Origin of the sequence: Kribbella sp. NBC_01505 (assembly GCF_045040285.1) — a bacterium.
Taxonomy (GTDB): domain Bacteria; phylum Actinomycetota; class Actinomycetes; order Propionibacteriales; family Kribbellaceae; genus Kribbella.
The window spans coordinates 9,320,269-9,334,607 of the sequence record NZ_CP109425.1; the positions used below are offsets into that span (position 1 = coordinate 9,320,269).

A 14,339-nucleotide genomic window follows, 5' to 3' on the forward strand; every position below is an offset into this window, starting at 1 on the left:
GGATGACCGGCAAACACGTCGTACGGTTCGAACCCGTCGGCATCGAGATCGAGGTGGCGGAGGATCAGACGATCCTCCGCGCCGCGGCCGAGCAGGGCGTGATGCTCATGCACGGCTGCAAGGAGGGGCAGTGCGCCTCCTGCAAGTCGTTCGTTCTCGACGGTGACGACATCGAGCACGATCGGTACTCGACGTTCGCGCTGCCGGACTACGAGCTGGACGAGGGCTACACGCTGCTGTGCCGCGCCCACGCCTACGAGGACCTCACGATCGAGCTGCTCAACTACGACGAGGAGATGATCCGCTCCGGGCTGCCGATCCAGGAGCGGGTCGCCGAGGTGGTCGCGATCACCCCGGTCACCCACGACCTGCGGCACCTGGTGCTGCGACTGACCGGGGACGAAGGTGAGCTGAAGTTCTTCCCCGGCCAGTACGTCGACATCACGGTGCCGGGGACGGAAGCCAGCCGGTCGTTCTCGATGGCGAACACATCCAGCCGCGGCGGTGTCAATGGTGAGGGGGGCCAGCTCGAGTTCGTGATCCGGATCTATCCGGGTGGCGTGTTCTCCGAATTCCTCGACCAGCAACTGAAGGTCGGGGACCAACTGGAACTGACCGGACCCTTCGGGGTCTTCACCCTGCGGGACAACCCAGGCTCGCGGATCGTGTTCGTCGGCGGTGGTGCGGGGATGGCGCCGATCCTGTCGCTGCTGCGGACGATGTCGGAGCGCGGGATCGAACGCCAGGCGACCTACTACTACGGCGCGCGCAAGCAGCAGGACCTGTGCTTCCACGACGAACTGCGAGCACTGGAAGCGACGCTGCCCGGTTTCCGGTACGTGCCGGCCCTGTCCGAGGAGGAGTGGGACGGCGAGAGCGGGCTGATCACGGATGTGGTCCGCAAGCACGAACCGAACCTGAAGGGCGCCGACGCGTACGTCTGCGGCCCGCCCCCGATGGTCGAGGCCGCGATCCCCCTGCTCGAGGGACTGGGCGTCGTACCGAAGCACATCTACTACGACAAGTTCACCACGACCGGCGATGCCGGTGACCCGAAGGTGCTGGAGGCAGAGAGCCGATGACCACCACACACAATCCCGCTCCCGAACGGAGCGTGCCGAAGCCGGTCTTCACCGATGCTGAGGCGGGCGCACGGGTCTTCCCGGACTCGTCGTCGCGGCAGTACAACTACTACAAGCCGCAGAAGCGCAAGCAGAGCCTGTACGAGGACGTGACCGTCGATGTCCAGCCGGACCCGCGGCACTACCTCAGCCAGGGCTGGCTGTACGGCTTCTCCGACGGCCGCGGCGGCTATCCGCTGGACTGGACCGCGCTGAAGGCGTGGGGCCAGGACAAGGAGTCCCCGCAGCGCGGACCGGGCAGCGGCGGGATGTTCGTGAAGGAATGGCCGGCGACCGGCTGGCACGAGTTCCGCGACCCGAACGAGGAGTGGGAACTCACCTTCTACCGCAACAACTCGAACGTGGTCCGCCAGGTCAACCAGAACATCGAGTCCGCCAAGCTGTCGAAGGCGTTCGAGCAGTGGAACCCGAACTGGGTCCGCTTCGTCGAGCAGCACGTCGGCGCCTGGATGCACGTCGACCACGGTCTCGGCCTGTACCTGTACGCGAACGCCAACCGGCGCGCGCCCACCAACATGCACAACAACGCGATCTCGGTGAACAGCATGCACCGGATCCGTGCCGCGCAGGACCTCGCGCTCTACAACCTCACGCTGTCGGAGGAGATCGAAGGCTTCGACGGTACGGCGCACCTGGAGACGTGGAACTCGGATCCGGCTTGGCAGGGCGTGCGTGATCTTGCCGAGCGACTGACCGGGATCGACGACTGGTGTGAGGCGATCTTCGCCGCGAACGTCGTCTTCGAGCCGCTGGTCGGTGAGCTGTTCCGCAGCCAGCTGGTCCAGCAGGCTGCGCCGCGCAACGGTGACTTCGTCACCCCGACGGTGATCGGCGCGGGCGAGCACGACTTCGCCGAGCGCGACCTGCGCTACACCACGGCGATGTTCGAGCTGCTCAGCAACGACCGCGAGTTCGCCGACCACAACAAGGCCCTGTTGCAGGAGTGGCTTGCCACCTGGACCGGGCACGCCCTGACCGCGGCCCGCACACTGCAGCCGCTGTGGTCGCAGCCGGACGCGAAACCGCCGCGGTTCGAGGACGGCCTCGACCGGGTCAAGAGCAGGTTCAGCGGGATCGTCACCTCGCTCGGCCTCCAGGAACCGAAGGAGTTGGCACAGTGACCACGCTCAAGACGACGAGCGAGAGCCCGTTCAAGTCCGACAACACCGCGTCGAACAAGTGCGGCGTCACGCTGATGAACAACCAGGTCGGCGCCGTCGTGGCCGAGGTGATGAGCGGTCTGGACAACGTCACCGTGACGCCCCTGCCGTCGATGATCCGGGTCGACGCGATCGGCCGGATGGACTTCGTCTACGACGACATCTCCGAGGCGCTCGGCCAGGAGCCGGGCTACTACGACGCGGCCGAGTTCGAGGAGAACATGTCCACCCACTACGGGCGGATGGTGCACCTCGACGACCGCACGATCATGTTCGCCAATCCCGAGGACGCGGCCGAGTACATCGGCTTCGACCTGTCGGCAACTGAATAGAGAGAGGACATCGCCCGTGTACGAGAAGAACGGTGAGAAGTACTTCGTGGTCGACAGCCACATGCACTTCTGGGACGCCGGACCGGACAACTGGGTGCCGGGCGCCGAACAGTACGCCAAGGGCTGGATCGAGTGCTTCCACGCCTACCAGAGCCTGGGCCCGAAGGAGACGCACTGGTCGATCGAGAAGTTCATGAGCTACACCGAGGACGACCTGATGAAGGACGTCTTCGAGGACGGCTACGTGGACGTCGCGGTCTTCCAGCCGACCTATCTGAAGGAGTGGTACGCCGACGGCTTCAACACGACCGAGAAGAACGCGGGGCTCGGTGAGAAGCACCCGGGCAAGTTCGTCCACAACACCCGGTTCGATCCCCGCGACGGCGACGTCGGCCTGGTCGAGCTGAAGGCGAACATCGACCGGTACGGCTCGATCGGCGTCAAGCTGTACACCGCCGAGTGGAACAACGGTTCGCGCGGCTACAAGCTGACCGACCCCTCGGCGTACCGGTATCTGGAGAAGGCCCAGGAGTGGGGCATCAAGAACGTCCATGTGCACAAGGGCCCCACGATCTGGCCGCTGGACAAGGACGCGTTCGATGTCGCCGATGTGGATCACGCCGCGACCGACTTCCCCGAGCTCAACTTCATCGTCGAGCACGTCGGGCTGCCGCGAATCGAGGACTTCTGCTTCATGGCGACGCAGGAGCCCAACGTGTACGCCGGTCTGTCGGTGGTGATCGGCGGTCTGATGGCCGCCCGGCCGCACTTCTTCGCCAAGGTGATGGGCGAGCTGCTGTTCTGGGTCGGCGAGGACAAGATGACCTTCGGCAGCGACTACGGCATCTGGGAACCGAAGTGGCAGATCGAGGGCTTCGTCGACTGGGAGTTCCCGGACGCTCCCGAGTTCGCCGACTACCCGCGGCTGGGCGTCGAGGGCAAGAAGAAGATCCTCGGGCTGAACGCCGCGAAGCTGTACGACATCAAGGTGCCCGACGAGCTGCAGCTTCCCGCTGCCACCCCGGCGGCACCGGACGACGCGAAGCTGGTCACCCGGTAATGACGGCGACGATCGAGCGGTCCAGGGTGCTGAGCGCCCTGGACCGCGTCCGGGATCCCGAGCTGGACGAGCCGATCACCACGCTCGGGTTCGTTGCGTCCTGCCACGTGTCGGCAGCCGGCGACGTCGCCGTCCGGCTCCGGCTCCCGACGTACTTCTGCGCGGCCAACTTCGCCTTCCTGATGGTCGCCGACGCGTACGACGTCCTGGCCGCGCTGCCCGAGATCCGCAGCGTCGACGTGGTCCTGGAGGATCACTTCGCCGGCGCACAGATCAATGCCGGGGTCGCGGCGCGGGCCGGTTTCGTCGCGAGCTTCGACGGCGAGGCGGCCGCCGAACTGGACGAGCTGCGGCGGACGTTCGTGACCAAGGCGATGCTGGCCGGTACCGACCAGGTGGTCCGGCCGTTGCTTGCCGCTGGCACCGATCCGGCGGAGCTCAGTCGGCTGACGCTGGCCGACGTACCGGAGTCTCCGGAGCTCGATCGCCTGCGACGGCGGCGGTCCGAGCTCGGGTTGCCGGCCGGCGAAGACGCACCGTTGCTGATGGACCCCGCCACCGGTACGGCGATCGCCGCGGCCGGAGCGCCGAAGTACCTGGGCCTGGCCCGGCTCACCCGGACCGGGATCGAGGCCAACACCGGGATCTGCAGGGGAATGCTCGCACACCGGTACCCGGAGGAGGAGCAGGGATGAAAGCCGTTCGACTGCACGGATACCACCAGCAGCCGGTCGTCGAGGACGTACCGGAACCGTCCGTCAAGGGCCCGCTGGACGTGGTCGTCAAGATCGGTGGCGCGGGCGTGTGCCGGACCGATCTGCACATCATCGAAGGTCAGTGGGACGCGGCGATGCACCCGCCGCTGCCCTACACGATCGGCCACGAGAACGCGGGCTGGGTCTCGGAGATCGGTTCCGCCGTGACCAACGTCGCGGTCGGCGACACCGTCATCCTGCACCCGACTCCGACCTGCGGGTTGTGCCGGGCCTGCCGGGCCGGCGACGACATGCATTGCGTGGCCAGCACGTTCCCGGGACTCGACAGCGACGGCGGGATGGCGGAGTACCTCCTCACCTCCGCACGCGCCTGCGTCAAACTCGATCCGAGCACCCGCCCACAGGACGTGGCTGCGCTGGCCGATGCCGGCATCACGGCGTACCACGCTGTACGCAAAGCGATTCCGCTGCTCTGGCCCGGTACGACGGCTGTCGTGATCGGCGCGGGTGGTCTCGGGCACATCGGCATCCAGTGCCTGTCCGCGCTGACCGCGACGCGGATCATCGTGGTGGACCGCAATCCCGAGGCGCTGAAACTGGCCGAGCAGCTCGGGGCCGATCAGACGGTTGTTGCGGACGGCAACCAGGTGGCGACCGTGCAGTCGTTGACGGACGGAGCGGGCGCGCACGTCGTACTGGACTTTGTGGCTGAGCAGGGTGCGGAGCAGGACGGCTTCGCGATGACGGCACCGGGCGGTTCGTACTTCGTGATCGGGTACGGCGGCCAGGTGCAGATCCCGACCCTGGACATCATCTCCACCGAACGCAACATCATCGGGAACATCGTCGGCACCTACAACGAACTGGCCGAGCTGATGGCGCTCGCCCAGGCCGGCAAGGTCACCCTGCACACCCGGGCCTATCCCCTCGACGCGGCCGCTGAGGCGATCGCCGATCTCGACGCCGGCCGCGTGCGTGGCCGCGCAATTCTCATTCCTTGAATCCGGCGCTGCCTGACTGATTTTCTGGAGGGTTTTTCATGGCCAAGGAACTGCGGTTCGGCACTCAGGCTCGCGATCTGCTGCTGGCGGGAGTGGATCAGCTGGCGGATGCGGTGAAGACGACGCTCGGCCCGAAAGGGCGCAACGTCATCCTGGAGAAGATCACCGGGTCGCCCGTCATCACGAACGACGGGGTGACGATCGCGCGGGAGATCTTCCTCAAGGACCAGTTCGAGAACATGGGTGCGCAACTGGTCAAGGAAGCCGCGATCAAGACCAACGACATCGTCGGTGACGGGACGACGACGGCGACCGTGATCGCGCAGGCGATCGTGCACGAGGGGATGACGGCGATCTCGGCAGGAGGCAACCCCGTTCTGGTGAAACGGGGTATCGACCTTGCCGTGGGCAAGCTTGTCGAGCGGTTGCGCGAGGTGGCGCATCCGGTGCAGAGCGAGCACGATCTGGCGCGGGTGGCCGCGATCTCGGCCAATGACGACGACCTGGTCGGCGCGGTGATCGCGAAGGCGCTGCACACGATCGGCGACGGCGGCATCGTCACGGTCGAGGAGTCCGCGACGTACGGGATGCGGGTGGACTTCGTCGAGGGATTCGAGTTCGACAACGGGTATCTGTCGCCGTACATGGTGACAGATCCGGGCAGCATGCAGGCAGTGCTGGACGATCCGTACATCCTGTTGTGCAGCGAGAAGATCACCAAGATCCAGGAGATCATGCCGCTGCTGGACAAGATCATGCGCGCTCCGCGGCCACTGGTGATCATCGCGGAGAACCTCGAGGGAACCGCTCTCAGCATGCTCGTGCACAACCACGTGAACGGGCTCTTCCAGTGTGTGGCTGTTCGAGCACCTGGCTTCGGAGACCGGCGGCTGCACAAGCTGGAGGACATCGCCGCGATCACGGGTGGCGCGGTCTACAGCCGGCACTCGGGGTTCAGCCTGGAGACGATGACGCTGGATCAGCTCGGCCGCGCGGACCAGATCCGCGTCAACGCCGACCGGACAGCGGTCGTGGCTCAGGCCGGGCACGAGAAGGAGGTCGAGTTCCGGCTGACCCAGCTGCGGGCCGAGCTCGAGCGTGCGTCGTTCGGGGTCGACGAAGACGTGCTGACCGAGCGGATCGGTGCGCTCTCCGGAAAGGTCGCGGTGATCCGGGTCGGGGCGCCGACACCGGCCGAGCTCAAGGAACTGCAGCACCGCGTCGAGGACGCGCTCTCCGCGACCCGGGCCGCCATGGCCGAGGGCATCGTGGCCGGTGGCGGCATGGCCCTCCTGCATGCCGCCTCGGCCCTCGACGATCTCGACGTCAAGGACGACTACGCGACCGGAGTCGCGATAGTCCGCCGGGCGTTGCGGGAACCGGCGTACCTGATCGCCACCAACGCCGGCTACAACGGCGGCGAAGTCCTGGAGCGTACGTCGGCCATGGGGGTGGACGACGGTTTCGATGCGCTGGACGGCGTCTACGGGAACATGCTCCAGATGGGCATCGTGGACCCGCTCCGCGTCGCTCGCTCCGCATTGCAGAACGGCGCCTCGGTGGCCGGGCTGCTGCTGACCACCAACACGCTGATCGCCGAGGAGCAGACACCGTGGGGCGGGAGCGCGGCCCTGATGACCGAGTACGGCGCGTTGGACGAAGGCCTGCACCAGCCGTCGCCCGACTCGAGCACACCGCAGTCCCTTGGGCTCGGGCCGTCGGTCGGCTAGGTCGGTCGGATAGTAGGCTCAGTGGGTGCCACAGGACGGACGATCGGGTGATTCCTCGCTGCTGCGAAAGCTCAATGCCGCAGCAGCTCTGGATGCCTTCCTGCAGGCGGAGTCGCTGACACCGCGCGAGCTGCGCGATGTCGTCGGGGTGTCCCGGCCGACTGCCGAGGAGCTGCTCGCAGGTCTGATCGCGGAGGGGCGGGTCGAAGAGACCGCTCCCCCGCGACAGCTGGCGGCAGTGAACCGCGGCGCCGGACGCCCGGCTCGGCACTTCCGCTTCCGGGCCGAGTCCGGCTACGTCAGCGGGATCGACATCGGCGCGCACAAGGCGATGGCTGTCGTCACCGACCTTCGCGGCACCGCGCTCGCGACCCAGCGGGTCGAGCTGGACCCGTCGCTGGACGCACCGGCCAGGCTGCGTGCCGCGGTCGAGGTCACCCGCGCCGCCTGGCATGAAGCCGGTCTCGGAGCGTCTGAGATCACGAACGCCGCTTGCGGCGTCACTGGCGCACTCCGGGCCGGCGAGGCTGCGCGTGACGTTCGCGATGGGCCGATCGGTTCCGGGCTGGCGGTCTACTCGCTGCCGGGATTCACCGACGTCGATGTGGCCGCCGAGCTGTCGGCGGGGCTCGGCGTACCGGTCGCGGTGGCGAACGACGTCAAGCTCGCGGCGCTGGCCGAGCACTGGAAGGGCGCGGCGCAGGGACACCGCGACATCGTGTACATGTTCGCCGGGCATCGGGCGGGCGCCGGCGTACTGATCAACGGACACGTCCACCAGGGTCACCACGGCGCGGCCGGCGAGATCGGTACCTGGCCGTTGCTCGGCTGGGAGGCTGCGGTCGACCAACTGCATGCTCGGGGCGCCGCGTTGGCGGATGCGGCCGGCCTTCCGTCGGGGCGTGAGGGTGAGCTGGTGATCGCCTCGGCGGCGCTGCAGGATCCCGAGAGCTCGCGCGTGCTGATCGAGTTCGCCGAGGTGCTGGCCCGCGGCGCCGCCGTACTGGCGCTGGCTGTCGACCCGGAGGTCATCGTGCTCGGCGGCGGCATGTCCCGCGGTGGCGCGATCATCGCCGAACCGTTCCGGCGCGAGCTGGCCCGGCTGGCGCTGTTCCCGATCGAGGTCCTGACCTCCACGATGGGGGCCGACTCGGTCGCCCTTGGCGCGGCCCGGATGGCGCTCGATACGGTGCTCGCCGATTTGCTCGCCGTACCGGGGTCTTAGGTGCGGTACGTCGCTACCCAGCCCTCGACCTGGCCGACGATCGCGAGGAGGTCCTTCCCCGCTGTTGTGGCGGCGTACTCGACCTGGGGCGGCACGGTCGGGTAGACGGTCCTCGTCACCAGGCCGCCCGACTCGAGGTTGCGCAGGCTCGCGCTCAGCATCCGCTGGGTGATCGGAGAGAGCATTCTCCGGAGCTCGTTGAAGCGCACCGATCCGTCGCGCAGCTCGAAGAGGGTCAGCAGCGACCACTTCTCGCCGATCAGGGCGAGAACCTCCCGCACCTCGTCACACGACTTCTGCTCCATGGGTTCCCTTTCTGATACCTGGTGCCGCGAAACTGCCTTCTTGTGGCGTGCTTCCGTCGCGCGCACGCTGACTGACATGAGCTTTCCCTGGTCCGATCTCCCGCACGACGACCCCGCCTGGTTCCGCCGGGGAGCGCTCTATGTGCCCTCCGGAACCGGCCCGACGGTCTGGGCGGCCGGGGACATCTACACGATCAAAGCCCGTGCGGACCAGACGCACGGCGGCTTCGGCCTGATCGAAGCGACCGTCCCCGCCGGCGGCGGCCCGCCGCCGCACGCCCACCCCGACGAGGAAGAGACCTTCTACCTGCTGTCCGGCGAACTCGAGTTCCTCGACGGCGAGGAAACCTTCCTCGCCAAGGCCGGCGACTTCGTGCACATCCCCCGCGGCGTCCGGCACCGCTTCCACAACATCGGCAACCACGCCGCCAAGATGCTGTTCTTCTTCACCCCCGGCGGCGTCGAATCCGTCATCGCCGACCACGCTCAACCCGCCGTCCCCGGCGAACTCCCGCCCGCCACCATCACCGACGAGCAACTGGCCCGCTTCGCCACCATGTCCGAACTCGCCCGCACCATCGACCTCCCCGACTTGAGTTGACACATCAACCCACTCTACGCCAACTTCGGTCACACCCACCAAGCCTTCAGTTGTACGACGCCGGCGCCGGCCGGTGATTGACTTGCGACGGCAACGGCTCCGCTCGATCTGCTGCTGCCGTGGAACCTGGCCCTGATGATCGGCCGCTTCTTCTTCGACCCGAAGTTCTGGAGCGAGTCCGGTGTCGACAACTAGCGTCGTCTGGCACACGAACCTCTTACTGGCCTCGCATCTGACGACTTACCACATCGCCGTCAGCATCGGCACCTCGATCGTCATCGTCGAACGCCTCTACCCGTCCCACCGCGACACCCCTTGGACCGGCCGGCTCGGCCTGGCCATCGCCGGTGCAGTCTTCGCGATTCTCGTCCCACTCGGCTCAGCCGAGTTCCACGTCCCGCCGATCCCGGTCCTCATCGCCGCCAGCGCCCTCTGCCTAGCCCTGATCGCCGCCGCCTTCCTAGCCCTCGACGTAGTCATCGGCCTAGGCGGCCGCTACGACCTCAGCATCTGCGCGATCCTCGCCGGGATCGCGCTCTCCCGTCTCCACGCCCGCGTAAGCACGCACCCCAGCCAAGACCACCTGCCCCGGCACCAACCGATCCTCCGGAACCAACGCCGACGCACCATCACCGAGCAACGTCGCCAGCACCATCCCATGGAAAGACCCCGACGGCAGCGTCTCGGGCCGATTCACATCCGGATGCGCATCCAGCCACAACACCGTGAGCTCATCGCCATACCGCTCCCGCGCCGCCGCGATCGGCGCCAGATCCACCCCACAGTCCCCTCCAACCGTCACCGCCGGCCCCCCCACTCGCAGCCAGCACCTCCCGCACCAACCCAGCATTCTCAACCACCACATCAAGCGCCTTCGCCCCTCCCCAAACCCCCCGTATCCCCACCACCACTCGCTCTCCCGGCACCACCCCAGCCGCCCACCGAGCCCCCGCCCCCCAGCCACCGGCGAGCTAGACCCCTGCCACTGCCCAACCTCCAACACCGTCATCATCCCCGCATCAAAACACGCCCCAACTTCACCAGCCGATCCAATAGCGAAGGCGAATAGCAACCACATCTCCGTCACCCGCAACCGCCGGCCCGTGGTCGCAGCAGCAACCATCCGCAGACCTAGCGATCAGCACCCGCCAGCTCCCAGAAGCTCAGCCACGCTCACCCGATCACCGACGTCGCCAACCCCCTGTCATCCCAACGGCCACAGCGCCGAACAACCACCGCACCCGTACCCCGGCCGCGAACCGGACACCCCGGAAGTTCTGCCTGCCACAGAGCGGCAACAAACATTCGTGTATCCCCAGCCCAACACCGGCCAGACGACCCGAACTCACCAGAAGCTCGCCACCGCCTGACTTCACAGCCAGTCATGAACTCGGTCAGCCAAGCACCAGACGGCTAGTCGCCAGCCACCCAAAGCATGTTGCCAACGCCCGCAGCCGAGGCAGCTAGTTGCTGCGCGCAACCAGCTCCCACACGACCAACTCCACCGTCGCCCGCGTAACGGGCTACTGCTGCGACCCCCATGGTCATCCTGGTGCGCGGCCAAACGACGCCGAAGCCGCAGGCTCCCGACCGAACCGTGCGCGGCCAACCGACCCCGTAGCCGCAGGCTATCTGGTGCCCGGCTGCTCCTCGGTTGCGGTCGCGGTCGCGTCGCGGTTGCGGTTGCAGTCGCCCAACCGAGCATCATCCGGCACACGGCCATCCCGGATCAGTGACACCCGGCCGGGATCGTGTGACGCACGCCGGCCCGACGCTTCAAACAGTCCGCGGCCAAGACGCCGTGATCACGAGCCCAGGCCATGCGGTGCCCGGTTCATCGGCCGTTGCAGTCGCCCAACCGAGCATCATCCGGCGCACAGCCATCCCGGATCAGTGACGCCCGGCCGGATGGTGTGACGCACACCAACCCGACGCTTCAACCAGTGCACGGCCAACCGACACCGCGATCGCGCGCGTAGGCCACGCGATGCCCGGTTGATCGGCCGTTGCGGTTGCCCAGCCGAGCATCATCCGGCGCACGGCCATCCCGATGCAGTGGCACCCGGCCGGGATCGTGTGGCGCACGCCAATCCGACGCTGTGGTTGCGGCCTCCGCGAGCAGGCGGTGCTCCGCTAACCCCACGCCACGGTCGCCTACCCGGCACCATGCAGCGCGCGGCTACCTCGGAGGTCGTGATTGCTGGCGCCCCATGCGACGAAGTGCACCTGTTTCCGGCGTGGGCGCATGGCTGATCCGGCGCTGTGGTTGGTGATCCACGAGCGCCGGCTGCCGTTTCGACCCGGGTGGTAGCGGTCGGGACCGCGAGCCACCAGGACCCGGGGGGTTTACGGTCCGGCTGCTGGGTTGTCGTCGGTTGCCCAGGGGTCTGTGTAGCCGGAGCCTTGCGAGAGGAGCCGTTCGCGGAAGGCTTCGCGGCGGGCGATGAGTGCCGGGTTGGGCTGGTTGCTGGCTGCGGGAAGCCGGGTTGGCTGTACGTATGTCGGGCCAGTCCCAGCATCGCCCCAGCTGAAACAGGCCCCGCTGACCTCGCCCGCATCAACACGAGCCCTGCTAGCACTAGCCGTGCTGGCACTGACCTCCTCGGTATGAGCCGCGCTGGCGCTGCCCGTGCTGGCTCCGTCGGTCCTGGTCGCGCCGGCACTAGGCGTGCTGAACTCGCCGGAACCACTGGCATCGCCCGCGCTGGCACTCACCCCGCCGGCATTAACCCCGCTGCCACCGCCCGTGCCCGGACCTGTCCCGCCGCTACCGGACCCACCGTCGCTGTCCCCACCGGCGTTGGCGCCGCTCGCGGCGCTGTCGGCCTCGGTGTTGTGGGCAGGGGTGACCCACGCGGCCATGGCAGCAAGGTCCGCAGGGGTGGGTGGTGGTGGGTCGGCCCAGGACGGGCGACCGACGTGGACGACACCGCCAGTGATGGTGATGGTCCATTGGTTCTTATGAACCGCGTGGTGGTGGGCAGAACACACCAGGGCAAGGTTGTGCAGGCTGGTCGGTCCGCCGTCGACCCAGTGGATCACGTGGTGGGCATGGCACATCCACGGTGGCGCCTTACACACCACACAGCCCTTATCGCGTTTGTTCAATGCCCGCCGGATGTACCGGTTCACGAACCGTTGTTCGGTGCCGACATCCAGCGGCTGCGAATCCCCGCCCAGCACGATCGGCAAAATCGCCGCATCACAGGCCAGCAAACGGACGGCGCCGGCGGACAGGTTGCCACCGAACACCAACTCACCCGCCCCACCTGATCCACCCATCCCACCCGATCCACCCACCGCACCCGATCCACCCATCCCGTCCGTGGCCCCCGATCCACCGGCCGCGCTGTTGAAGGCGTCTGGGATGTTGGCGAGAGCGTTCTTGAGGTCGTCGAAGTCGATGGTGACGGTCAGATGCGGAACGCCGGGGCAGTCGGGGTTGCCTGCAGCAGCATCCGAGATCCCGATCAACGCATCAGCTTGGCGCTGTTCCAGGGTGCGTGGGTCACGTTCACCGTCGATGGTTTTGTGGGGCTTGGCGAGGGTGTGGATCTGGGTCTTGACTTGTTCCCCGGCGGCGCCGGGCAGGAAACCGGTGATCTTCACCCCGCCCTCAACATCCCGCAGCCGCAGTGACCGTTCCTTGTGGGCTTCGTCTTCGGCGGGTTCGGGGCCGTCGGTGTCGAGGCGGGCGAGGACGTCGCGGCCGAACTTGGTGAGCTCGCGGGTGTTGGTGTGCTCGGCAGCCCGGATCATCTCGCGTTCGGCGACGTCCAGAACCTCGACCGGCACCGTCGCCGGCGCCTTCTCCAAGGTCGACACGATGACCTTGGCCGAGTCCGGCGCCAGGACCGCCGACCCCGACGACTCAGAGGCCGCCGACTTCGACGGGTCGGCGGGGTCTGGCAGTGCGTCGGCGACGGCAGCGTACTTGGGTAGGGCCTTGGCGAAGGCGAGGTCTTTGCGGACGTCGGCGGGGACGAGCCGGTAGCGCTGGGCGAGGAGTTCGGTGGTGTCGCGGGCGCCGAGTTCTTGGGCGGTGCCGATTTCGTCGAGGCGGCCCATGATTTGCAGCTTCAGGGTTTCGACCAGGGCGGCGGTGGCCATCAGGGTGTCGAGAGTCGACAGCAGTTCGCTGCCGCTCTGCGTGTACACCGGTGGCATCGCCAAGATCTCCATACCCATAAGCATAGACATGGCCACCGACAGTTTTCGAGCCCAGAAACCCTTATATACAAAGAAAGTGTGGGCTGTTGGTGTGGGCTGGTTGCCTGCTCAACTTGCCCACACCTGGCCGCAGCCCAATCAGGTACCAGTAGTTGTGTTGATCGGAAATTCTTCGTCACATGGCGCCGAGGAGTTTCCGACCAGCCGTCACATCACGCGCCCAAGCCACCGCCCGTCAGCCTCCAGCTCCAGGCGACGGGCTCGCGGTCGCCGGGCTCGCCGTCCGGCCTCAGCCATCGGCTCTGCGGTGGCTGAGCCGGATGGCGAGGCCGCGAAGGAGGTTCCGGTCGCTTTCGGCTGACGGGTTTGGTTGCGGTCCGGCAAGGCAGGCCGGTGACCATCTTCCCGTCGCCTGGGCTTGCAGAATCGGCATGGGCGTTGGTGACTGGAATCCGGTGGCTGGGCGGGGTTGGTGCGGGTTCACGGATGATTGCTGCCGGTATTTGGCAGTAGGACTCCGTGGATCTGTGGCTGGTCGGGGTTGGTGCGTGTTTGCGGGGAGCTGCTGCCGCTGAGAGGCGGTAGATCCCCGCAAAGAGAGCTGTGGCCCCGATTCGCGCCGCACCGGACAGGCCGGACACGTAGCCGGTGGCTGGTCGCCGCGGCGGCCGATTTACTGAAGCGCTAGGCGGGCGTCGCCTGGGGCTGAGGGGGATGGCGAGGCCCGTGACCACGGTTCCCGTCGCTTGAGCTTCCGGGCTATGGCTGAGGTAGGTGAGGTGACGGTAGTCGGTAAGTTTCGGTCGCTATATAAGAAAAAGTACCGGCTAAAGAACCCGGCTACCCGATCCGCCCACCAGCAACCCCCGCGGCGGATCACCTACCAGGCCTCCTCAC

12 protein-coding genes are annotated in these 14,339 nt (G+C 67.2%); 9 read left to right on the forward strand and 3 right to left on the reverse strand.

The features are described 5' to 3' along the window. Positions 1-2 precede the first annotated feature (2 nt). Genes OG474_RS43360 through OG474_RS43395 form a run of 8 tightly spaced genes read left to right on the forward strand, consistent with a single transcriptional unit; the run spans position 3 to position 8,366 of the window. A complete protein-coding gene (locus OG474_RS43360; protein WP_405059522.1) occupies positions 3-1,082 on the forward strand; it encodes an NADH:ubiquinone reductase (Na(+)-transporting) subunit F in 1,080 nt (359 codons plus the stop codon). After that, positions 1,079-2,263: a hypothetical protein gene (locus tag OG474_RS43365; RefSeq protein ID WP_405059523.1), complete on the forward strand. Its 1,185-nt coding sequence runs from the start codon at positions 1,079-1,081 to the stop codon at positions 2,261-2,263. The genes OG474_RS43360 and OG474_RS43365 overlap by 4 nt, the downstream gene beginning before the upstream one ends. Further along, positions 2,260-2,634: a propane 2-monooxygenase effector subunit MimD gene (mimD, locus tag OG474_RS43370; protein WP_405059524.1), complete on the forward strand. Its 375-nt coding sequence runs from the start codon at positions 2,260-2,262 to the stop codon at positions 2,632-2,634. Before OG474_RS43365 ends, mimD begins: the two co-directional genes overlap by 4 nt. A gap of 16 nt (positions 2,635-2,650) precedes the next feature. Then, positions 2,651-3,694, forward strand: a complete 1,044-nt coding sequence (locus OG474_RS43375; protein WP_405059525.1) for an amidohydrolase family protein — start codon at positions 2,651-2,653, stop codon at positions 3,692-3,694. After that, positions 3,694-4,389 carry an iron-sulfur cluster assembly protein gene (locus OG474_RS43380; RefSeq protein WP_405059526.1) on the forward strand — a complete coding sequence of 232 codons (696 nt, stop codon included), beginning with the start codon at positions 3,694-3,696 and terminating at the stop codon, positions 4,387-4,389. The genes OG474_RS43375 and OG474_RS43380 overlap by 1 nt, the downstream gene beginning before the upstream one ends. After that, complete coding sequence (locus OG474_RS43385; RefSeq protein WP_405059527.1) at positions 4,386-5,411, forward strand: NAD(P)-dependent alcohol dehydrogenase; 1,026 nt, start codon at positions 4,386-4,388, stop codon at positions 5,409-5,411. The genes OG474_RS43380 and OG474_RS43385 overlap by 4 nt, the downstream gene beginning before the upstream one ends. A 38-nt stretch (positions 5,412-5,449) precedes the next feature. Continuing rightward, positions 5,450-7,141 (forward strand): chaperonin GroEL, encoded by a 1,692-nt coding sequence (gene groL / locus OG474_RS43390; protein ID WP_405059528.1) that lies wholly within the window; start codon positions 5,450-5,452, stop codon positions 7,139-7,141. Between the two features lie 25 nt (positions 7,142-7,166). Further along, positions 7,167-8,366 (forward strand): ROK family protein, encoded by a 1,200-nt coding sequence (locus OG474_RS43395; protein WP_405059529.1) that lies wholly within the window; start codon positions 7,167-7,169, stop codon positions 8,364-8,366. Here OG474_RS43395 and OG474_RS43400 read toward each other — a convergent pair. Beyond that, a complete protein-coding gene (locus tag OG474_RS43400; RefSeq protein ID WP_405059530.1) occupies positions 8,363-8,671 on the reverse strand; it encodes a winged helix-turn-helix transcriptional regulator in 309 nt (102 codons plus the stop codon). The genes OG474_RS43395 and OG474_RS43400 overlap by 4 nt on opposite strands. A 76-nt stretch (positions 8,672-8,747) precedes the next feature. Between OG474_RS43400 and OG474_RS43405 the strand changes: the two genes are divergently transcribed. Beyond that, positions 8,748-9,272, forward strand: coding sequence for a cupin domain-containing protein (locus tag OG474_RS43405; RefSeq protein ID WP_405059531.1), 525 nt, complete (start codon positions 8,748-8,750; stop codon positions 9,270-9,272). Between the two features lie 484 nt (positions 9,273-9,756). Here OG474_RS43405 and OG474_RS43410 read toward each other — a convergent pair whose 3' ends face one another. Then, positions 9,757-10,395 (reverse strand): arginase family protein, encoded by a 639-nt coding sequence (locus OG474_RS43410; RefSeq protein WP_405059532.1) that lies wholly within the window; start codon positions 10,393-10,395, stop codon positions 9,757-9,759. Between the two features lie 1,223 nt (positions 10,396-11,618). Then, on the reverse strand, positions 11,619-13,454 hold the full coding sequence (locus OG474_RS43415) for a DUF222 domain-containing protein (RefSeq protein ID WP_405059533.1): 1,836 nt from the start codon (positions 13,452-13,454) through the stop codon (positions 11,619-11,621). Positions 13,455-14,339 lie beyond the last annotated feature (885 nt).

Bases quoted from the DNA above. Each gene is read 5' to 3' on its own strand.
- OG474_RS43400 (WP_405059530.1), bottom strand. From the start codon at position 8,671: ATGGAGCAGAAGTCGTGTGACGAGGTGCGGGAGGTTCTCGCCCTGATC.
- OG474_RS43405 (WP_405059531.1), top strand. From the start codon at position 8,748: ATGAGCTTTCCCTGGTCCGATCTCCCGCACGACGACCCCGCCTGGTTC.
- OG474_RS43385 (WP_405059527.1), top strand. From the start codon at position 4,386: ATGAAAGCCGTTCGACTGCACGGATACCACCAGCAGCCGGTCGTCGAG.
- OG474_RS43360 (WP_405059522.1), top strand. From the start codon at position 3: ATGACCGGCAAACACGTCGTACGGTTCGAACCCGTCGGCATCGAGATC.
- OG474_RS43365 (WP_405059523.1), top strand. From the start codon at position 1,079: ATGACCACCACACACAATCCCGCTCCCGAACGGAGCGTGCCGAAGCCG.
- OG474_RS43415 (WP_405059533.1), bottom strand. From the start codon at position 13,454: ATGGAGATCTTGGCGATGCCACCGGTGTACACGCAGAGCGGCAGCGAA.
- groL (WP_405059528.1), top strand. From the start codon at position 5,450: ATGGCCAAGGAACTGCGGTTCGGCACTCAGGCTCGCGATCTGCTGCTG.
- OG474_RS43410 (WP_405059532.1), bottom strand. From the start codon at position 10,395: ATGGTTGCTGCTGCGACCACGGGCCGGCGGTTGCGGGTGACGGAGATG.
- OG474_RS43380 (WP_405059526.1), top strand. From the start codon at position 3,694: ATGACGGCGACGATCGAGCGGTCCAGGGTGCTGAGCGCCCTGGACCGC.